This window comes from Arcobacter arenosus (genome assembly GCF_005771535.1).
Classification (GTDB): Bacteria; Campylobacterota; Campylobacteria; order Campylobacterales; family Arcobacteraceae; genus Halarcobacter; species Halarcobacter arenosus.
This window is the reverse complement of record NZ_VANU01000006.1, coordinates 48,828-70,593: the sequence shown is the minus strand read 5'-3', so window position 1 is coordinate 70,593 and position 21,766 is coordinate 48,828. Positions and strand designations below refer to the sequence as shown.

Annotated in this window: 24 protein-coding genes; 4 read left to right on the top strand and 20 right to left on the bottom strand. The window is 25.4% G+C overall.

The features are described from left to right. Positions 1–103 precede the first annotated feature (103 nt). The 8 genes from mobF to FDK22_RS13115 form a co-directional block, all read right to left on the bottom strand. Positions 104–2,950: a MobF family relaxase gene (mobF, locus tag FDK22_RS13150; protein WP_138153441.1), complete on the bottom strand. Its 2,847-nt coding sequence runs from the start codon at positions 2,948–2,950 to the stop codon at positions 104–106. Further along, positions 2,931–3,278 (bottom strand): hypothetical protein, encoded by a 348-nt coding sequence (locus FDK22_RS13145; protein WP_138153440.1) that lies wholly within the window; start codon positions 3,276–3,278, stop codon positions 2,931–2,933. Before FDK22_RS13145 ends, mobF begins: the two co-directional genes overlap by 20 nt. 201 nt (positions 3,279–3,479) lie before the next feature. Next, on the bottom strand, positions 3,480–3,764 hold the full coding sequence (locus FDK22_RS13140; protein ID WP_138153439.1) for a hypothetical protein: 285 nt from the start codon (positions 3,762–3,764) through the stop codon (positions 3,480–3,482). Then, entirely contained in the window at positions 3,757–4,530 is a 774-nt protein-coding gene (locus FDK22_RS13135; protein ID WP_138153438.1) for a ParA family protein, read from the bottom strand. Before FDK22_RS13135 ends, FDK22_RS13140 begins: the two co-directional genes overlap by 8 nt. A gap of 12 nt (positions 4,531–4,542) precedes the next feature. After that, positions 4,543–4,947 carry a hypothetical protein gene (locus FDK22_RS13130; protein WP_138153437.1) on the bottom strand — a complete coding sequence of 135 codons (405 nt, stop codon included), beginning with the start codon at positions 4,945–4,947 and terminating at the stop codon, positions 4,543–4,545. A 15-nt stretch (positions 4,948–4,962) separates the two neighbouring features. Beyond that, positions 4,963–5,241, bottom strand: a complete 279-nt coding sequence (locus tag FDK22_RS13125) for a hypothetical protein (protein ID WP_138153436.1) — start codon at positions 5,239–5,241, stop codon at positions 4,963–4,965. 268 nt (positions 5,242–5,509) lie between these two features. After that, entirely contained in the window at positions 5,510–6,817 is a 1,308-nt protein-coding gene (locus FDK22_RS13120; protein ID WP_138153435.1) for a tyrosine-type recombinase/integrase, read from the bottom strand. Between the two features lie 213 nt (positions 6,818–7,030). Next, a complete protein-coding gene (locus tag FDK22_RS13115; RefSeq protein ID WP_138153434.1) occupies positions 7,031–7,798 on the bottom strand; it encodes a hypothetical protein in 768 nt (255 codons plus the stop codon). A gap of 152 nt (positions 7,799–7,950) precedes the next feature. Between FDK22_RS13115 and FDK22_RS13110 the strand changes: the two genes are divergently transcribed. Next, positions 7,951–8,148 carry a hypothetical protein gene (locus tag FDK22_RS13110; protein ID WP_138153433.1) on the top strand — a complete coding sequence of 66 codons (198 nt, stop codon included), beginning with the start codon at positions 7,951–7,953 and terminating at the stop codon, positions 8,146–8,148. A 90-nt stretch (positions 8,149–8,238) separates the two neighbouring features. Here FDK22_RS13110 and FDK22_RS13105 read toward each other — a convergent pair whose 3' ends face one another. Beyond that, positions 8,239–10,377 carry an EAL domain-containing protein gene (locus FDK22_RS13105; protein WP_212745008.1) on the bottom strand — a complete coding sequence of 713 codons (2,139 nt, stop codon included), beginning with the start codon at positions 10,375–10,377 and terminating at the stop codon, positions 8,239–8,241. Positions 10,378–10,654: 277 nt separating this feature from the next. Here FDK22_RS13105 and FDK22_RS13100 point away from each other — a divergent pair, with 277 nt between their 5' ends. Beyond that, positions 10,655–11,485 carry a flagellin gene (locus FDK22_RS13100; protein WP_138153431.1) on the top strand — a complete coding sequence of 277 codons (831 nt, stop codon included), beginning with the start codon at positions 10,655–10,657 and terminating at the stop codon, positions 11,483–11,485. A 28-nt stretch (positions 11,486–11,513) separates the two neighbouring features. Here the strand turns inward: FDK22_RS13100 and FDK22_RS13095 are convergent, their stop codons facing one another. From FDK22_RS13095 to ectA, 11 genes are all read right to left on the bottom strand, one after another. Next, positions 11,514–12,047, bottom strand: a complete 534-nt coding sequence (locus FDK22_RS13095; protein ID WP_138153430.1) for a glycine zipper 2TM domain-containing protein — start codon at positions 12,045–12,047, stop codon at positions 11,514–11,516. Positions 12,048–12,089: 42 nt separating this feature from the next. Beyond that, positions 12,090–12,389: a c-type cytochrome gene (locus FDK22_RS13090; protein ID WP_138153429.1), complete on the bottom strand. Its 300-nt coding sequence runs from the start codon at positions 12,387–12,389 to the stop codon at positions 12,090–12,092. 83 nt (positions 12,390–12,472) lie between these two features. Beyond that, the gene (locus FDK22_RS13085; protein WP_138153428.1) at positions 12,473–12,802 is read right to left on the bottom strand and encodes a hypothetical protein; all 330 of its coding nucleotides are present in this window, start codon (positions 12,800–12,802) and stop codon (positions 12,473–12,475) included. Next, positions 12,790–13,815: a sensor histidine kinase gene (locus FDK22_RS13080; protein ID WP_228711720.1), complete on the bottom strand. Its 1,026-nt coding sequence runs from the start codon at positions 13,813–13,815 to the stop codon at positions 12,790–12,792. Before FDK22_RS13080 ends, FDK22_RS13085 begins: the two co-directional genes overlap by 13 nt. A 124-nt stretch (positions 13,816–13,939) precedes the next feature. After that, a complete protein-coding gene (locus FDK22_RS13075) occupies positions 13,940–14,611 on the bottom strand; it encodes a response regulator transcription factor (RefSeq protein ID WP_138153426.1) in 672 nt (223 codons plus the stop codon). Next, positions 14,608–14,835 carry a DUF1104 domain-containing protein gene (locus FDK22_RS13070; protein WP_138153425.1) on the bottom strand — a complete coding sequence of 76 codons (228 nt, stop codon included), beginning with the start codon at positions 14,833–14,835 and terminating at the stop codon, positions 14,608–14,610. The genes FDK22_RS13075 and FDK22_RS13070 overlap by 4 nt, the downstream gene beginning before the upstream one ends. A 70-nt stretch (positions 14,836–14,905) precedes the next feature. After that, positions 14,906–15,766 (bottom strand): tetratricopeptide repeat protein, encoded by an 861-nt coding sequence (locus FDK22_RS13065; protein WP_138153424.1) that lies wholly within the window; start codon positions 15,764–15,766, stop codon positions 14,906–14,908. Between the two features lie 64 nt (positions 15,767–15,830). Then, on the bottom strand, positions 15,831–17,207 hold the full coding sequence (locus tag FDK22_RS13060) for an aspartate kinase (RefSeq protein ID WP_228711719.1): 1,377 nt from the start codon (positions 17,205–17,207) through the stop codon (positions 15,831–15,833). 41 nt (positions 17,208–17,248) lie between these two features. Next, positions 17,249–17,644, bottom strand: a complete 396-nt coding sequence (locus tag FDK22_RS13055) for an ectoine synthase (RefSeq protein WP_138153423.1) — start codon at positions 17,642–17,644, stop codon at positions 17,249–17,251. 2 nt (positions 17,645–17,646) lie between these two features. Continuing rightward, positions 17,647–18,927, bottom strand: coding sequence for a diaminobutyrate--2-oxoglutarate transaminase (ectB, locus tag FDK22_RS13050; RefSeq protein ID WP_138153422.1), 1,281 nt, complete (start codon positions 18,925–18,927; stop codon positions 17,647–17,649). Beyond that, positions 18,914–19,426, bottom strand: coding sequence for a diaminobutyrate acetyltransferase (gene ectA, locus FDK22_RS13045; RefSeq protein ID WP_171012996.1), 513 nt, complete (start codon positions 19,424–19,426; stop codon positions 18,914–18,916). Before ectA ends, ectB begins: the two co-directional genes overlap by 14 nt. Before the next feature lie 266 nt (positions 19,427–19,692). Here ectA and FDK22_RS13040 point away from each other — a divergent pair, with 266 nt between their 5' ends. Then, positions 19,693–19,980, top strand: coding sequence for a hypothetical protein (locus FDK22_RS13040; protein ID WP_138153421.1), 288 nt, complete (start codon positions 19,693–19,695; stop codon positions 19,978–19,980). Positions 19,981–19,994: 14 nt separating this feature from the next. Next, positions 19,995–21,761, top strand: a complete 1,767-nt coding sequence (locus FDK22_RS13035) for an ABC transporter ATP-binding protein (protein ID WP_138153420.1) — start codon at positions 19,995–19,997, stop codon at positions 21,759–21,761. Positions 21,762–21,766: the final 5 nt, after the last annotated feature.

The following is a 21,766-nucleotide window of genomic DNA, read 5'->3' as shown; positions in this document are numbered from 1 at the left end:
TAGATTCCTATCTTCTCTATAATAAATTAAAAAAATATTTTCAATTAGATATTTATTAAAAATCAATGTAATTAGTAACAAATAAAAACTATTATTTCTCATTTTAATATCCCTGCCCAATTTCTAATGATTTATCTTTATTTAAATTATCAATAAGGTTTCTAACTACATTAAGTTCTTTTTCTTTTCTAAGTTCATTAATTCTGTATCTGTTTTTTCTAATATCAACTTTAAACTCTTCTGAGAGATATTTTTTTCCTCTAATAAAATTTTTAATATCATTTGAGATAGTTCCAAATTTAACTCTAAGCTTTTCTCCATATTCTCCCAATATACTAATAATTGATTTTCTTGTAACTTGTTCATAATGTAATCCTTCATTTTGATTTTTTTCTTCTATAACTTTTGTTCTAAAATATTCTATTGTTGTACTTTTTGCTTGAGATTTAACTGCATTTATTTTTAATCGGTCTATAGAATTTGTAAAAATTTTTACTTCTTTTTTTGCTCTTGTAATCTGCACATACAAAGAATTTGTATTAGCTCTGTCTGCATCAGTCAATATTATTACTTTTTCTGAAGTTTGTCCTTGTGATTTATAATCCGTAATTGCATATGAATAATCAAAATAGTTATATTCATTAGTGTCTATTGAAATTATATTATTGTCTTTTTCCACATACACAATATTTTTGTTGAATCCTATAATTTTAGCAGTTTGACCATTTTTAATATTTATTTCTTTGTTATTTTTAGTAAATATGATTTTTTCATTAATAGCAAATTCTTTTTTTAAATTCTCATATGTTGATATCTTTTGACCATCTTTCTTTAAATCAATAATTATATTTTTTTCATTTGCATAAATTAGAATACTATTCGAATTAGAATCTATGGATTTAATTATTCCTTGAGTTCCTGCCTTAAGTCCTTTTATCCCCTTGTTAATAATCACAGTTTGATTTTCTTTATAGTATCTATAAAAATGTTTTTCTAATTCATTTAAATTAGTTGATTCTCTAGTATAGATTAATCTACTTTTTGACTTATTTTGAATTAAAGAGTTTCTTATTAGATTATTTAAGATAATTCTATCTGTATTTTTTGAAACAATTAGAAGTGAATGATTTAAATCTTTTAAATACTCATTTTTTATTTCATCTAAATTATTTGATTCAATAATAAGAGAATTAGATTCTAATGTTTTAAAAGCAGATTCAATATTTTTTGACTTAACATCAGAATACAAAGATTTCATGATAATAGTATTTGCTCTAATTGTTTCGTTCATATAACTAGTTTTTATTAAACCTTCTTTTTGTAATTGTTCAAAAATTGCACCTGCAGTAATTGGTTGAAATTGTTTAATATCACCAACTAAAACAATTCTTGAGTTTGTTTCTATAGCCTTATCAATCAAAGCTTTTATTTGTTTAGAACCCAACATTGATGCTTCATCAACTATGTAAATTTGATTATTTTTAAATTCTTTCTGATTAAAAAAAGTATTAAGAGTTGATGATGTTATATTTGACTCTTTTTCAAGCTCATAGGAAGCTTTTGCTGTAAAAGATAATCCTTGAATAGATGATTTATCATTAATAAATTTTTCTACTGCTCTAAGCATGTAAGTTTTCCCGGAACCGGCATCACCTTGAATTGTACATATTAAGTCGTTATTATTTAAAATATTTATAAAAGAAGTTTTTTGTCCTTTTGTCATTTTTGAAAAATTTCTTTCAATAAAAGAACTTAATTGATTTTCTGAAGAAATAGAGTTAAAACTATTTTTATATAATTCTATTTTTTTTAGAATTTCTTTTTCAATATTAACTATTTCTAAAGTTGAATAAACATTTTTATCTAATTTAATAAGTTCTTTATCTTTAGTAAATTCTTCTAAATAATCATCTAGCCTATATTCTCCTATCGATAATTTCATCACTTCTCTCAATAGCAATTCTTTAGTAAAAACTGATTCTTTGTTAGTTAATATTTCTTTTGCAATATCAAAATATTGTTTTAATGTTAATTTCTTATTTTTAAAATTTTTAAATTTAACACTATCTAATACATTATCAACATTTTCTATAGATTCTGCTCTGTATAAATTATTTTTTTTAATTTCTACCCTATTCATCTTTTTATTTTTTGATTTTCTAGAATCAAGTTTTGCCATTTCTCTTAATTTCCATTCATTAAAATTTGGAAACTTTCTTTTTAATTCTTCATAACTATTATTTACTTGTTCTGTTCTTTTGCTAAATTCATTAATCAATTTTTTACTTATCCCACTAACTTCAAAGAAACCATTTTTGACATCAGTTATTTCAATTCCATACCCCATTTTTCTAATATTTAGTGATAATTCATTTCTATAAATTTGTCCAAAAAATTGTTTGTTTTTAAATAATAAGTCATTATGTAATGCTCTCCATTCACTATTTCCTTTTTGTGTTAAATTCAAAATAAATGCATGAGTGTGAAGCTGTGGGTCAAGTTCTCTACTAATGTCGTGTTGAAATTTTGCAATCAGTAAATTTTTAGTATTTAATACTTCTCTAATACCAAAAAGCTGTTGTCTTGTTTGTGCATAATCTTTTTCTATATAAGATAAAGTATTTTTAACTGCAATATCATGAGCTAGTCTTATCTCCTTTTCTATTTCTTTAGTTGAAATTTCAATCAAAATTGAAATTGATTTTGGAGCAGAAAAAGTTAAGTCAGTTCCTGCTCTTTTTGAAGAATCTACTAATACCTTATCTTCAAAAGGATGAATCCCATTGCAAAGTCTTTTGAAATCATTATAGTTAAATTCTCGAAGGTTTAAATTATCCACTCCTTGACCTTGCCATTTTCCTTGAAGTTCATCTTCATGATAATAGTTTTTATCTTCATCATGATAATTAGCAACAGCTTCGGGTGACATATTAGATATACTTAACATCATTTAAACTCTGTAGATAGTAAAAAATTTCTTTTGATTGTAATTTTATTTGTTTATTTAAACTAATAAAATCTTTATGATTGTGAAGATATTTATTCATATAAAAATACATTATATCAGCATCTTTATCCCAATCACCCGAAACTATATTTAATTCTTTAATACAATCCTCTTCAACACTAATTTTACACCATGTATTAGTTATATCTGAAGTAATTCTTCTTCTTTCTATGTTATCATTATAAATAAAACTTTCAGTTTCATTTTTTATATTACCAGTGTTAAACACTCCTGAAAAAGTTTGAATAATAATTTTTGTATAATCTTTCATATTTTGACCTCATAAATTTTGTTTTAAAGACCTTCCATTTAAAATGGCGTATGGTCTGAATGAATTTCGTTAACAATAAACTTTCTAAACGTATGCAGAATAGTTTCTATAAACTGCTTTGACTTTATTTTTATTTCATAACCTTTCTATTTTATTGAAAGGGGGTAAACTCTTCTTGCAAAAAAGTGCAAATTAGTACTTTTATAGATGTTTTTTGAACATATTTTTTAAATCATTTTTTTTGTCCTCCTCTATTTTTAAATTATCTTTCTCAGTATTTTTTAACTGTTTTTTCTTTTTTATAAATTTTGATATTGACTGTCTAGTTATTTTTATTTCATATGTTTCAACAAGATAAGTTAAAATCTGTTCATGTGTGAAATTAGATATATTTAATTGCATAATTTCATCTTCATATTTTTCCAACACAGAAAATCTCTTACGAGGTGTGTTTTTTCTCATAAACTCTAGTAGTTTTTTATTCATTTATATAATCCTCTAACAATTTAATATTCGAATTTAACAAATAGTCTTTTGCTAATCTTGAAATTTTCCAGTCTCTATAAATATTTAACATTGCTGTTTTTTCACCAAATGTTTCTTTTTTTGCAAATTCAAGTATTTCATTTTGATTAAATTTAAAAGCTCTTTGTGCAAAATCATAAATTGTAGTTTTATATCTTGAAGTAGAATAAGAAAAAAGATTTGTTTTTTCGATAATAAAAAAATTATCAAAAATTTTTTTAAACGATTGAATTTCAAAATCATCATTTCCATCAATAAACATTAAATCATTTTTATCACTTAGATTGATATTGTTTATAACTACAGCATAATTATATTTTTTCACTAGATCTACAGTTTCTATTAGATTAGAAATCTGACTAAAATCAGCTAAAAAAGGAATTATAAATAGAGTATTTGTTGTTAACTCTTGTCTAATAATACTATTAATGACTTTTTTACTATCATTTCCACCTCCTGAATCTATTACAGTAATTAATTCATCTTCAAACATATTTTCAATTACTAGTTCTTCTAACTTTTGAAATCCTTGAGAAACATCACATGAAGTAACTCTATTTTCTAATAAATTGGATTGACTAAAAGATAAAGATGAATTATTATTGTCATCAATTTCAATTATTCTAAATTTTTTTCTTCTTAATAAATATGATAAAATATGAAAAACAAAAACTGTTTTACCTACACCACCTTTTGAACTAACTACAACAATATTTTTAAATCTCATAAAATACTCCTTCTAAAAAAATAGATGATAAAGTTCTTCAAAATAATCAAACTTTATTATTGTAAATGTAATTAATGAAGCAAAGGTGCTAGATATAATGATTGCTGTAAAAATTGAAAGATAATGGAATCTAAAATCATTTATCGATTTAGAATATTTCCTTATTTCTAAATCTGCATCAAACAAATATTCTACTGATTTACTAACTTCTTCTTCAATATTTTTTAGATAAATTTTTTTAGAAATAACTTCACCTAATTTATTAATATCACTATCAACTTTTTTGAAACTTTCAATCGATTTATCTAATCTTTCTGATGCTTCATTAAAAGCCATAATTCTTTCATCCAAAGAGTATAAAACTACTCTAGCCTCTTCAAAAAACATTATTGTTTCGTCTGCAGTTTTTTCATTCATGATATAAACTCCTGATTATTTATTTATCAAATTATCAAGTTCTTTTTTATTTATCATTTTTATTTTTGCACCTTCTTTTCTTGAGTTAAGACTTCCATCTTTTAACCTAACCCTAAACCAAGAATCTGAATACCCTGTATATTGAATAGCTTCCTTTATTGTTAATTCTTTTTTTTGAAATTTTTTATCTTTTTCCTCTTGTGTTACAACAAGTTTTGAAACAGAAAAAGTTAGATTATCAATTTTTTTTACTAATTGATTGAATTCATTTGGATTGATTAATAGTACTTGCATCTTAGCTCCTTAAAATTATTATTTAATACTTTTAATATTGAAATGCTAACACTCTATGAAGTTTTTGTCAAGTTTAAAAGTGCAATAAAAGCACTAAAAAAAGGGAGTTTATGAGAAGTATTCCAATTAAATAGATTAATTTAAGATAAATATGAAGATATATGGATAAAATTATTTTTAAAATTTTATTAAAATTGTAAACTATTTAATATTTAACTTTTTAATTTTTAATGTCAAAAAAACAATTTTTTATAAAATTCATTTAAATTTAAATAGATTCTAATATTTTTTTTAAAAAATATTCATCTTTGTGAGGAAAAATTTCTTTTAACTTATGTAGTTTTTCTTGTTGTGGATCTATTTTTTCGGAATAATCATCATCAAAAATTTCATCTAGCATTAGGTTTAACTTTTTAGCTAAAATTTCTTCTTGATAATTACCATATCTATCACCTACATTTTGTGTTTGTTTATGACCTATAATACTATCAACAATATCACGCGAAATAGCATGTACATTTTTAAGATATACTTGAATACAGTTTCTTAATTGATGCTTTACTATTGGCAGCTCTAATTTATCCCAATGTGTACGTAATGTATTGTCTGACATAGGTTTACTATTATCAGTGAGAGCAGGAAAAATGTAACCGTACTTTTTAACTTGTAATTGATTGAGTGATTCTATTAATCGTGGAGTAAGAACATAAATCATATCTATCCGAGCTTTATTATTACATGCTCTAATCGTATAAATCTTTTCTTCAAAATCAATATCTTTCCATTCTAAAGTTAAAACTTCATTAAGTCGACGTCCATGCATTAACCACATAAATATTTGTTTAAAAGGTTTAATATCATAGTTATATAATTTCAAAAAAATATCTTTAATTTGGTCGATTGATAAATTTATTTTTCGAGTGTTATTTAAAGAAGGTAATCCACTTAATGATGCAGGTGACTCAATAACAATTCTTTTCATTTTCAAATATGAATAAACAGGATTAACAGTTTGATAAACTGTTCTTTTTGTTCTTTCTGCTAAATCTTCACCAGTTTTAGTATTTTTCATTTTAGATATTACTTTTACTAAATCCTCATTAGTTAATTTATTTACAGGTATTTCATCTATAATATTTTTTAACCATTTATTATAAAATCTTTCTTTATTTAATCTATCAAAATCATTTTTATCAACTCTACTTTTGTACTGATGTTCTTTATAATCTAAATAATGTTTCCATACTGTTCCAAAAGAAGAAAATTCTGTAATCTCATTTTTTTTAAATTTATCTAAATTAGTAGCTTTCATAAGTTTTATGTAATGTTGAGAACAATCTTTTACTGCTTCAAGTAATGTTTTATCAGGAGGAAATTCATATGTTCTTTTTATATTAGTTCTTTTACCATTAATCATTTTATTAGCACGAACTTGAATCTTATAAGGATATAAAAACTTTATTGATGAAGTATTTATAATCTTTCCATTTTTTATCTTATTTTTTGGAATTTGACCATCATCTTTATATGAAAGTCCACTCGTATTATATTTTTTTAAATCAAATTTTAAGTACATTCAAAACCCTTTAAGACACAAAACAGGACACAATTTATTCTTAATATTATACTATTTTAAAAATATTAAGTTTATTAAGTATCACTAAAAGTGTTGATTTTATAGGACTTTTAATAGTAAATTATAAATTTTTGATAATTAACACACCGGATTCAAAATCCGGTGACTTCGGTCTTGTCGGTTCAAGTCCGACTAGCGGTACCACTTTATACTTTAAAGAAAAAATCCATCTTCTTTTTTGATTTCTGTTTCTTTAGAGTCTTCTTTTAACCATTCATCAAAATCTTCATTTATTTCAGAAGTATAATCTTTTAGATTCTTTTTATATTGAATATAAGCCTTTTCATTTGGTTTTATAATATCACTTTCTTCAATTTCATCTAAACTAGCATTTAAATTATTTATGTTGCTAACTTTTCCACCATTACAAGTTATTATTACATTTAAAGAATTACTTTTATATTGTTCAAAAGTGTCTACTTGGCCTTCATGTTTTTCAAATCCATATTTTTCAATAATTTCATCTGTGCATTCAGAATCTTTTAATAAAGTTAAACTTTTAAAAGTAGAACTTTTTATTGGTTTAAAATAAAACCTTCCAGCTACAAGTCCAAATTGTACTTGTGTTGCAACATAATACATTTTAGAATTATCAGTTGAAACTTTTATCATATCATCATTTTCTCCCCCACTCATATAAAAAAAGTGCGTTCCTGGGGTTGTCTCATAAATTATTCTATCATAAGATCCTAATGTTCCTACAAGTTTTGTTTCTTTTGTTGAAGGGTCAAATTCAATTACAGTATTACTTAATGCTGCACCTAGTGTTTGAGGTCTAGCAAAAGTAATATAACTTTTTGATTTATCTGCAGTTATTTGAGAAATTGGAGTATCAATTTTTGTTGTTAAACTACTTGCACAACCAGTAAATAAGATAACACTTAAAGCAAGTGTACCTACTTTTAAATAATTAAAATTCATCTATTTCCTTTAATATATAATGTAATTATAATAATATAATATCTCTATTTATAAATTTATTAGTAATATATAGAAGATAAAAATAAATACAACTCTAAATGTTAAAAGTAAAAACTTGTTATAATCACTTACTTTTTTTTGAGGTTAATTAGATGAAAATCATTAATATATTTTTTATTATTTTACTTAGTTTTACTCTTTCTGGATGTGTTACAGCACTATTAGTTACAGGTACTGTTGTTGGTGGTGTATATGTTGCTGATGAGATTGAAAATGATTACAATGGTGATGCAGGAGAGTTTATTGAAGATAAGAGTAGTAAAGCTTATAGAGCAATTACTGGAAATTAATTAAAACTTGAAATAGAAACTGCAATTGCTTGAATTGCTAGTAGAATCCATATGATTCTACTCATATTCGCATCAAACCATTTATTAAAATCATTCATTGTTTTCTTCTTTTATTTTATCTTGAGGTTCACCGATATAATATCCTTGACAATATACAACCCCCATATTTACAATAATTTCAAAGGTTTCTTTGTCTTCAATAAATTCAGCAATTACTTTTATCCTTAAGTTATCACATAAAAACTTTAGTGTTCCAACAAGTAATTGGGTTTTTGGATTCGTACTTATACCTTTTATTAAAGAGCCATCAATTTTAAGGTAATCAATATAATCACTCATTTTAACAATGTAATCAAAATTTGAATATCCACTACCAAAATCATCAATTGCTACTTTACAACCATATTCTCTGATTTTTTCTAAAAAACTAATAAACTCCGCATAATTGGCAATACCCTCTTGCTCAACTATTTCAATAACTAATCTATCTTTTACATCAAATTCTTCAATTTTTTCAAATAAATATTTCTGTAAGTCTATATTTGTAATATCTAAAATACTAAGATTTATTGAAAACTCAACACTTTTGTCTTTAAAATATTCAAAGGCCCTATCAATTATTAAAAAAGATAAATTATTGTATTTGTTTATTTGTTTAGAAATTGGCAAAAATATATTTGGATAAATCAATTCATCTCCATCTTTAATTCTTGCTAAACACTCGTATTTTTCAATTTTTTTACTTTGATTATTAAAAATTGGTTGATAATGAAGAATTAATCCATTTTGTTCGATTGCATTTTTGATTTTTCTTGCTAATTGAATATTCTCTTTGTTTGTTTTTATATTTTCATTGTGTTTTGCATCAAAGATATCGTATGGTTTATTTTTACTTAATGCTATTTCTAAAGCATTTTCTGCTTCACTTAACTCCTCTATACCATAATTTAATTTGTGAGGATTACTAATTCCTAAAGTGATATCTAAAAGAAAATCAAACTCTTCATCGTTTAAGGTAAAAGAGCAACTTTCTAGATTATTTACTAAAAAATCGATGAAATTTTTAAAAGAACCATAATCCGTATATTCAAAATTTATGGTAAAGGTACTGTAATTATTAGAATAAATTTTTAAAATATTTTCTTCATCTAATGAATTTAACATTTTATGAAATGTCTTCACCACTTCATCAGAAATTTTAAATCCATAGGTACTTTGTATTTTTAGTAAATTATTGATTGATATTAATATAACAATTGTAGAACTAGGAAATTTTTTGTTGATTAAATCATTTACCAATGTAACTCTATTTGGTAAACCAGTTAATTTGTCATGTTGTTGTTCTTTATTTGCTTTATCCCTTAAAAAATCAGGTAATTTTGAAAAATAAATTATTACAGGTAAAAGAACAACAGAAAATAAGATACTCAGCCAAACAAAATTATTTTGTGTCTTTTGTGTTTGTTCTACCTCTTCTAAAAATTTTGGTTCTAAAACCATCTTTATATTTTGTCCATTATTAAAATCACGTATTCTAAAAGAATAAAAATTCTTCAAATAATAGCTATCCTCTGATAATACAGTATAAGCATATTCTGGAAATTCATCATATAAATTATAACTCATATCTTTTCCAATAAGCCCATAATTAGGATTATGATGACTTAGAAAAGAACCATTTTTATCTATTAAATGTGTATGATATAAAACTGTATCATCTAAGTTTTTAAATAATTCACGCAAAGAGATATTGTAAATAATAATACCTTTTTTATTTTTATCATTATCAGTTAAAATCATTCCTAATCTAACTACTGGTTGTTTTGGTAAAGTTATTTTGCCAAACTCTTTGTTTAATTCAATTTTTGAAATACCAACTTCACCTATATTTAATTCTTTAAACTTCTTAAAATATTGAATTTCTTTCTTATTTTGTAATTTATTTTGAGGAACTACTTCAATTGTCTTTTTTAAACTATCATTAGAATTTAAAAAAGATGAATTTACTCTGATAATCTCATTTCCATCAAAATCTAAATATCTTATTTGCCTAAGGTTAGGTAAGGAAGCATGTAAACTAATAAAATAATTTTGAATATATTTATAATCAATACCATTAGTAAGTGAATTTTTAAAATTTTTATTTCTTGTAACTGCATTAATAGAACTAAAGTATGGTTTAAAAAAAATGTGGAAAAACTTTTCTCTTTCCAATGCTTTATTGTACATATTTTTCTGAGTTATTTGTCCTACATCAGATGAATTTGTTACTATAAACAAATTTATTAAAAGAAAAACAACAATTGATATAATTAAAAAATAACTAATTAAAATCTTACTTTTGTATGAATAATTGTACATAATTTAATTTTATATGAAAATGCATTTAAAGTCAAATATATAATATATAATTTGATTATAAATTCAATCAATGTAATTTATATTGTTAATAATTTTTTAATTGAATTAGTATTAAGATTAATTAAAGATTGGTAAGGAGGATATTTTGGAAATAAACAACAATATTCAGAATAATCAAATCCATTATTTAAATGCAAATCAAGCTTTAAACAGAATTGCAACTGGTATAAAATTAAATAGTGCTTCAGATGATGCTTCAGCTTTATCAATTGTACAAAATCTTCAAATACAATCAAGTGGAATTTCACAATCAATTGATAATGTTAATAGTGGTTTAGCGGCATTACAAATTTCCGATGGAGCATTAACAAGTCAGTCTGAAATCTTGGATGAAGTAAAACAAAAGCTTCTTCAAGCATCTACAGATACAACATCCCAAGAGGGAAGAGAATCACTACTAAATGATATTCAAGGACTTCTAGAAAACTTCAATAATATTGCTAGTAATACAAACTATAATGGAGAAAGCCTTTTACAAAATAGTTCAACAGATAACAGTGAATCATCAAGTTTTCAAATTCAAGCAGGTCAAAATTCAGATAGTTTAATAGATACGCCAGCAATTCAATCTAATACTACAGGAGTGGGATTAGATGGCTTGTTAAATCAAGACCCAGCTACATTTACATCTCAAACAGCTAGGGATTTTTTAGAAAATTTAGATAATGCAATTGATAATGTAAGTTCATTTAGAAGTGATATAGGTTCAGTACAAAATCAACTTCAAAGTACTTCAAGAAACTTAATTTCTGAATTTACACAAACAAGTGCTTCTTCATCAATAATTCAAGATATTGATTATGCACAAGAGGTCTCTAATTTTAGTAAGCAAAATATTTTAGCTCAAATTGGAGCTTATGGAGCAGCTCAATCAAAGAATATCAATCAAGCTATGGTAACAAGATTATTATCATAAAACTAAACCTAAGTTTTTAAACTTAGGTTTAAAAATTGATTGTATGAGTAATTTTAACTCTTCTCATTGGCCTATCTGAAATTTTATAATGTTCTACTCCATTATAAACAAAATAGTTTTTATATCCTGTAATAGTCTTTCTTTTTGAAGTTATTGGTTTATCATAACATTCAGTTTTTGTTTCATATCTGTAATTATCATCATATCTATCATTTGGTCTGTAATTGTTTCTAATTTCATGGGCAACTTTAGCACCTAATAATCCACCTACAATTTGTGCAGCAACTCTACCATTACCTTTACCAATTTGGCTTCCTATAACAGCACCTGCTGCTGTTCCTATTAGTGTATCAACACCTAAATTATCATCATAATCTGAATAATATCTATCATCTCTTACTTTATATCTTACCTCTTTACATTCTCTTTGAGATTCTCTATCATAAACATAATCATAAATAGGCTCAGAATATGAAACTTTTGCAAAATCATGAAATCTATCACTACCTGCATATAAAGATGAGATAAAAAGTAATCCTGTTAAAGCTATTTTTTTCAACATAATAAATCCTTTTCAGAGGTTCCTATTTAAAGGAACCTTTATTTACATTTTTGAGATATATTCAGCCAATGCTTTTATATCTGCATCTGAAAGTCTTGCTACTTGACCTTTCATAACACCTTTCATTGCTCCACCATAAGATCCATTTTTATAACCTTTTAAAGCTGTTTCAATTTTTGCTGTATCCCAACCTTTAATAATTTGAGATTTACCTAATGCTGCTTTTTCAGCATTTATACCATGACATGCTGCACATGATTGATATAATCCTGCTCCATCATTTGCAAAAAGTGAAGTTAAACCTAAAAGTGCAACTCCTGTTAAAATTCTTGTAGTTTTCATTTTGTACTCCTATGTTTTATTTATAGAAGAAGTATAAAAATTAATTGTGAATCGATTGTGAATGATTTAAAAAAGTAAAAAATTTATTGTAGTTTTCCAAATACTTTGTATTTTTCCCAGTAGATATCTAAAGCTTCTTTTAGTTCTTTGTCTGATAATTGTGTTTTATCCTTTATACCAAATCTATCAATAAAAGCCTCAGGCATGATAGTTGTGTCTTTACTTGGATTCTTTAAAAAATTTGTCATAGCCTCTTTTACACTTCTTTGGCTACTATATTTTAAAAGATATCGATAAAAGTATTTATCAATTGAAACAGGTTGTTTTTCATGGCATGATACACAATTATTTTCATAGACATTAGCAAAACAAATGTTTATAAAAAAAGTTAATACTAAAATTAATTTTCCCATATTAGCTCCATTTTGGTACCAATTTTAATTTCTGACTCTACATTGGTTTTAAAGTTATACTCTTTTGCAATCATAGAAACAATATTTAAACCTATTCCAAAGCCACCTACACTCTTATCAAACCTTATATACCTTTCAAAAAGTTGTTCAACTTGGCTATCAGTCATACCTTTCCCACTATCTTCCACAATCAAAGATTTTTTTGTAAGGGTTACTTTTATAAAACCTTTTACTTTATTATATTTAATTGCATTTGATAAAAGGTTATCTATAAGTTTAGAGATTTTTTTAACATCACAAAAAATAGTAACATCTTCCTCAATATTTTCAATAAGTTCTATTTTTTTAACATCGGCAAGAGTTTTAAAATATTCTAACCTTTGGTGAACAATTTTACTTAAATCTAAATTCTCATTTTGAGAAATAATCTTATTATCTAAAGTTAAATAGGTTAAATCTTCATATATATTTGATATTGTTTTTGCACCAATATCAATTCGTTTTATTTTTTTAGATAATTTTTCATCTAAACTATTTGTATCAATCATCTCCACATTTGTAATAATTGCAGAAATTGGAGTATTTAACTCATGGGTTGTGTCTTTAATAAATCTATCTAAAAGATGTAAGGCATCCCTCATTGGTTTTAAAAAAATTCTTAATAAAAAATATCCAAGTAAAGTCATAAAAGCAAATGCAATCACAACAAAAATAAATATCTCTTTTTTTAGTTTTTCAAGCCAAATACCATCATCTTGAATTTCCAAAACAACATATTTTGCTCCTAAATAATAAGATTCTGGTTCTTCTATAAAATGTATTTTTTTATTGCTTGTATAACTTATTTCATCAAGATTAACTTTTTTTGATTCTAAGGTTGAAAATATCAAAGTTCTATCACTATCATAAATAGCAGAATTATATCTTTCATCTCTAGGATAAAATTTATATTTATCAAAATTAATATGTAAATCTTTTAATCTAAAGATAAAATCATTTGAATACTCTTGCATCAATACTCTTTTTTCTTGAAGCATTAAATTTTTTTGAAATGAAAAATATAAAAATGATATAAAAAATAAAATTACAATTGTGAAAAATGAATATAAAGATAAAAAGCTAAGAAGGGTTTTCTTCTCACTTTGAGTTAAATCTATATCCAAGCTTTTTAAGACTAACAATTCTATCTTTTCCTAACACTTTTCTCAAGTTTTTAATATAGGTTCTTAGGGAGTTATCACTTGGTTCCTCATCATAATCCCAAACAAAGTCAAATATTCTTTCATGAACTAATAACTCATCTTGATTTTGAAGAAAAAACTTTAAAAGCTTTAATTCTTTAAAATTTAAAGCCACAACTTCCCCATCTTTTTTTACTTCATTTGTATTTGTATCAAAAGTAACTGATTCACCAAGATTTATAATTGTTTCTTTTTTATTAGAAAACTCTCTTTTTATAATAGTTTGAACCCTAAGTAAAAGCTCTTTTAACTCAAAAGGTTTTCTTATGTAATCATCACAACCACTTTCAAAGCCCTCTTCTAAAGAGTTCATAGAGTTTAATGAAGTTATAAATATAGCTGGAGTTGTGTTTCCTTGTTCTCTTACAGACTTTAATAGTTCAAAACCATTTAAAGATGGAACATTTACATCAAGTAAAAATATATCAAACTTCTCCTCATATATAACATCGTTTGCTTCATCTCCGTCATATACAGCTCTTACTTCAAAGCCCTGCTCTTCAAAATAATCAACTACAGTTTCACTTAATGTTAAATCATCCTCAAGGAGTAATAGTCTAGTTTTCATTTTTTGTTTTTCATCTTTTTGAGATTTTCTTGATATTTTGCCTTTTCTTTGGCATTCATAGTTGGAACTCTTTCTTTCAATTCTTTTTTAAATTTTTCTTCATTTTGTTTTTTAACATACCCCATAATTACTATTAACTCTTGAGTACTCATTTCTGAATAATCAACTGCATAAAGTGGAGATAAAAAAACTGTTATTAAAATTGTTACTAAAATTTTTTTCATAGTCTACTCTAAAATATTATTTTTGTAATGATACCATATTAATTGTAGAAGAATCGTAAAGTATAGAGATTTATACCACTATTTGTTTTACTCTTTCATTTTTTAAGATACCTTCAAATTCCTCTTCAGTTTCTATTTTAGTTGCATATTCTTCATTTAACTGAATTGCTTTTTGTAAGTCATCTATTGCACTATCTTCATACTCTAAAACTGCATAAGCTTTTGCTCTTTGAAAATAAGCGCTTGGATAGTTTTTATCTATAAGTAAAGCTTGGTTTACGAGATTTAATGACCAATTTGCTTCACCTATATCTAATACAGCATCAGCTTTATAAATTAAAGCCTCAACTTCATTTGGTCTAATATCTAAAATCTCATCATAGGCTTCAATTTTTCCTGTAGGAGTAGTTTCTTGAGAAGCTCTAAGCCATAAAGAGTGAATGGTATTCATAATCTTGATTTCATTTTCATTATGTTTAACTTGTCTTGCTCTTTTTGCTAAATCTTGCTCAAAACCTGCCATTTTTTCTTCATATTTTTGGATTGTTTTTGAAGTTTTTTCATCAACCATATTTTTAATTTTGTCATTAATATCTTTAATTGAACTCCATCCAATAATTACCAAAATAGAACTGGCTGCAGCAATAATATAAAACATATTATTTATTGTTGATGTTGCATAATTAATTACATTTGAAGACATCTCAATCTCTTTTTTAGCTAAGGTTTTATGTAGTTCAACCTTTAAATCCCTATTTTCTTCCCTTAATTGCTTAATCTCATTCAAAATATAATTTTCTACAAAAGGAGTATATAGAGGTTTTTCTAAGGTATTTATTTTTTCTTTTAGATTTTTTTCATTTTCAACATTTTTTATATTAGCAAACAAATAAAGTGAACTAATAAGAATTAAAAGTAATAATCTTTTCATCTTTTTCCTTCTTTTTTAAAACAATTTAAATAATATTTGTATTCTTATTAGTTCAAGGTAGTTTCTACCCTATTTTAAGAAGTTTTTTATATAGACATTCTAAGGCTGCATCTGCAACATTTTGTGCAACGCCTATATGAAATGAGATTTTAGATGGACTCATATCAAACATATCAAAATATATATTGTTTTCTTTAAGTGCAGTTATAGCATCAACAATAGAAAAGGCATTTTCTTTCAATTTAATCCCAACTAATGTAATTATAGAGATATTATATTTTACATAAATACAAGTTGTTTTTAATCTTTTTTCTATATGTCTTCTTAAATTATTTATATTTCCTTCTAAATCTTTTTGTTCAACTAGTATAGAGATATCATCTTTGTCAGTTGGATAGTGATGTGTATTTATATTAAACTCACCAAAGATTTTTAAAAGTTCAGCAGTAAAGCCAATCTCATCACCTAACATATCCTTTTGAATATGAATTGCAGCCATATTATCAAGTTTTGCAATACCAACTAAATCCTCCATAGGAACTCTTTCATTTAAAATCAAAGTACCATCATTGTTTGGATTGTTTGTATTTCTAATGTTGATTGGAATCTTACTTTTTTTGCAATTTAACATAGCGTTAAAATGAAAAACATTAAATCCCTTTGAACTTAAAAGCCTTAACTCTTTAAATGTAAGTCTAGGTATTACATTTGCCCCTTTAATTATTCTAGGGTCAACTTCATATACACCATCAGTATCTGTCCAATTTTCATAAATATCAGCATCTAAAGCATAAGCTAATTCTCCACCTGTTAAATCAGAACCTCCCCTACTCATAACTGCGATTTCGTTTTCTTCAGTTATCCCATAAAAACCTGGGACTATAAAAATTTCGCTATTGTTAAGAGCAAATTTCTCTTCTATATTTTTATGTGTTTGGGGAAGAACCTTTCCATCACAATAATTATCATCTAAAATAAAACCAAAATCTTCAGGTAACATTAGTTTAATATTTAGTCCACTATTTTTCATAAAAGTAGAGATTATTTTTGCATTATAATGTTCCCCACGAGATAAGAAAAAGGCTTCTTTTTTTTGCCCTTCTAAGGTTTTATTTTCTAAATCTTTTTTTAAATCATCAATTATTAGTTTTTTATCTATACTTAAATCAGTACATAATTTTTCAAATTTTTCAATAACAACTTGATGACTTTGTTTTACTGTAATAGCAATTTTACTTGAAAAGAAATGCTCACCATTAGTTGCAATATTTAATAAATGATCAGTGATTTTTTCATCATATTTTTCATCTCTGCCAGGGGCAGAGACAACTATTACTTTTCTTCTTTCATCAGAGTTTATAATATTTAGTACTTTTTTTATCTGTATTGAATCTTTTACAGAACTTCCACCAAATTTACAAACTTTTATATTAATATTCATTGGTATCCTATTATTTATTTTTATAGCTTAATTTTGTTCAACTAGTCTTCTAAAGGATAAACTCCATTTTCATCATGGTGTTCAGTCCCTTTAATTGGAGGATTAAAAACACAAATAAGTCTCATATCTTCAGTTCCACCATAAAGATTATGGTCATCATGATTATTAAGTGCATACATAACTCCATCATAAATCTCATGGGTTTCACCTGTTGCTAAATCTTCAATTTTCCCATTTCCAGCAACACAATAAACTGCTTCTAAGTGATTTTGGTAGTGAATATGAGTTTTTGTATTTGCTTTTATGATAGTTTCATGAAATGAAAATCCCATACCTTCATCTTTTAAAAGCATTCGTCTACTAATCCATTGTCCACCTTCGGCAAAAACTTCTTTGTCTGTTCCTATTACATCTTTATTAATATCTTTTACAATCATTATTAAAACTCTCCTGTTAATTTTTCTTTTTTATCTGCTATTAGTTTTGCAATTGCAGAATCTAATCTTTCTAAACCTTCTAATAATGTATCTTCATCAATAATCAATGGTGGTAAAAATTTAACAATTTGATTTTCACTACCGCAAGTTTCAACAATTAGTTTTTCTTCAAAAGCATAACTTGATATCTCACCAGCGACAGAATTGTCACCTTTGATTTCAAATCCATATGCCATTCCTCTACCTCGAACTTCAACGTCAAAAGTATCTTTATATTTATCTGCAATTCTTTGTAAATTATCTTTTAATAGTTTCTCTTTATATTTAACTGCATTTGATAAATCATCATTTTGCCAATATTGCTCAATAGCTACTTTTGCTGCTACAAAAGCTAAGTTATTACCTCTAAATGTACCTGTATGCTCTCCTGGTTTCCATTGGTCTAAATCTGGCTTCAATAATACAAGTGCCATTGGTAAACCACCACCAATAGATTTTGATATAGTTACAATGTCAGGATTTATTCCAGCAAACTCAAATGAAAAAAATTCACCCGTTCTACCATTTCCAACTTGAATATCATCAATAATTAATAAAATATCATACTCTCTACAAAGTGCTTCTAGCTCTTGTAGCCACTCTTTTGAAGCAACATTAATACCACCTTCACCTTGAATTGTTTCAACAATAACAGCTGCTGGAATATCTAAACCACTACTACTATCCTCTAAGAATTTTCTAAAAATAGATATAGTATTTATATCCCCAAAATATCCATCAAATGGCATAAATGTTACATTTGATCTACTAATATAACTTTCATCTCTATAATCATTATTTCCAGTAACAGACGATGAACCTTGAGTTAAACCATGGAAACCATTTGTAAATGAAACTACATTTGATCTACCCTTCACAAGTCTTGCAAGTTTTAAAGCTGTTTCAACTGCATTTGTCCCTGTTGGTCCAGTAAATTGAACTTTATAATCAAGATTTCTAGGTGTTAAGATTGTATCTTGAAAAGTTTGTAAAAACTCTTTTTTTGCACTTGTAGCCATATCAAGGCCATGAACAACTCCATTTCCTTGTAAATATTCTATTAAAGCTTTTGTAATATGTTCATTATTATGTCCATAATTTAAAGTACCTGCTCCAGCAAAAAAGTCAATAAAATCCTCACCTTGTTCATTAGTTAAAATTGCTCCTTTTGAAGTTTCAAATATTGTTGGGAAACTTCTAATATAACCTCTTACTTCAGACTCAAGATTTTCAAATATTCTCATTTTTTTCCTTTATTTTAAATGGTCCTATTTCATATAGAACCTCTTCTTCATGCTGATTTATAAAATCTTCTTTTTCAAAAAAGCTTTTAGAAATCATTTTTGTTTTTAAATCACCTGAAAGTTTTTCAAAAGCTCTAACTGAAGCTTTGTTACTTGGTGAAACCGTAGTGTGTATGTAGTTCAAATCAAGATTTTCTTTTCTTTTTAAAATATTTAACATCATTTTTTTTGCTAAATTTTGTCCTCTTAATTTACTATCAACTGCAACTTGCCAAATAAAAAGAGTATTTGGTTTATCAGGTAATCTATAACCAGATACAAAACCAACAACTTTTTTATCCAATATTGCAACTGAACAAGTTTTTGCAAAATGTGTAGTTTGAAGTAGATATAAATATTCAGAATTTACATCTAAAACCTTAGTACTTTTAACAAGATTGAAAATCATCTTTGAAAAACTTTTCTTTGGTTTTTTCAAATATATTTCTAATTTTTCCAATAAAAACCCTTTTCCTTTTTGACATAAAATATGTAATATTTTTACATCTTAAATGTAATATTTTTACATAACTAATGTTTTTTAAAGATTTTTATAATAACAAGCAAAACTTAAATTAAAATAAATCTATACAAAAATAGTGTAAAAATTATACAATTTGCATGAACCTGTTAGTTTTATTTTATGGTATATAAATATATTCTTTTTTTTTATGTTTTTTTAAATGAAAGTTATAATACAATCTTTGAAAAATTTAAAGTGGGATTATGAAAAAAACAATTATATTGGCAACTACAGCATTATTTTTATTTACAGGATGTTTAGGTGGAGGAGATGGAAAAGAGGAATGGACTGCATTAATCTTCCCAGATAAACAAAATAGTAAAAGAAGTAAAAAACTTGCTGTCTATAAAACATTAGAAGAGTGTAGAGAAGGTTCTAAAAATGAGCTTTCAAAACTTGGGTTATCTGACAGAGGTGACTACAAATGTGGATTAAATTGTGAATATCATGATGGAATGAAAGTTGATATTTGTGAGAAATTAGTTCAATAGTTTCTCTTTAGTTTATGGAAAAAATAGATTTAAAATACTTATGGAACCTTTTACTAGATAAGAAAAAAACACTTATTTTAGGTCAAATTGTAACTATTATTGCAATTTTAATAAGTGTTCCAATTCCATTAATGCTTCCTGCCCTAGTAGATGAAGTACTTTTAAAAAAACCAGATTTTTTTGTAAATAGTATAGATTTTGTATTTGGTGGTGGAGATGCTTTTTATTATATTGCAATAATTACTATAGTAGTAATTTTTTTAAGATTTATACATTTTGTGTTTACTGTCATCATTACAAAAATTTTTACTTCAATTGCTAAATATGTAACTTTTAAAATAAGAGAGAAATTACTTAATTACTTAAAAAAAGTATCAATGAATGAATATGAAAGTTTAGGAAATGGTGCAATTTCTGCAAATTTAATTACTGATGTAAATACTTTAGATGATTTTATTATAAAAAGTGCAAGTAAATTTATCTCATCTGTATTAAGTTTAATAGCAGTTTCAATAGTAATGATTGCCATTCATCCAATTTTAGGATTAATGATTCTTCTAATACAACCAATAATAATACTAATGTCAAAAAAGATTTCTAAACAAGTTGGTGTTTTAAAAAAGGAAGAGAATCAATCAATTGAAGAGTTTCAAGATAATATTGGTGAATCATTAGAGTTATTTGGACAAATAAAAGCGAGTAATAAAGAAAACTACTTTATTAATGAATCAATAAAAAAAGCAAATAAAATCCAACAAACATCAAACGAATACAATTATAAAAGTGTAGCCTATGAAAGATTTTCATTTACTATATTTTTAATAGCCTTTGAGATATTAAGAGCTAGTGGTTTACTAATGGTTGTTTATAGTGATTTAAGTATTGGTATGATGTTTGCTATGTTTGGTTATATCTGGTTTATTATGACACCTGTTCAAGATATACTTTCAATGCAATACTCTTATACAACTGCAACTGCAGCTTTAAATAGAATAAATAAAATTCTAAATCTTCAATGTGAAGATAATGGTAAGGAAAGATTATTAAAAGAAAAAGGTGTTCATATACAATTAAAAAATATGTTTTTTTCCTATAATATTGAAAAACCATTATTAGAAGATATATCAATAGATATAAAACCTAAGGAGAATGTTGCACTAATTGGTGCAAGTGGAAGTGGAAAGACTACACTTGCACAGGTTCTTGCAGGATTTTATTCAAAAACTAAAGGCGATATTAAATATAATAATATAAGTATAGATAATTTAGATAGAAACTCTTTAAGAGATGAGATATTTTTAGTGCTTCAAATGCCTATTTTATTTAATAACACACTTAGGTTTAATATCACTATGGGGGATGAATCTATAAGTGATGAAGAAATTTTTAAAGCCTTAGAAATAGCTCAATTAAAAGATACTGTATTGCAAATGAGTAATAAGCTTGATACTTTAGTTGGTAAACATGGTATTAGATTAAGCGGAGGACAAAGACAAAGGTTATCAATAGCTAGAATGATTATATCTAACCCTTCTGTTGTAATCTTTGATGAATCTACCTCTGCACTTGATGTTCATACAGAAGCGAAGCTTTTCAGTGCTCTTATACCAATACTTGAAGATAAAACTGTAATAACAATTGCCCATAGACTAAGTACAGTTAAAAATGCAAATAAAATCTATGTTTTAGATAATGGGAAAATTGTTCAAAGTGGAACCCATGAAGAGTTAGAAGAGGAAGAAGGACACTATTTAGAATTTGTAAAAAATCAATTAGTGTAAAGGAT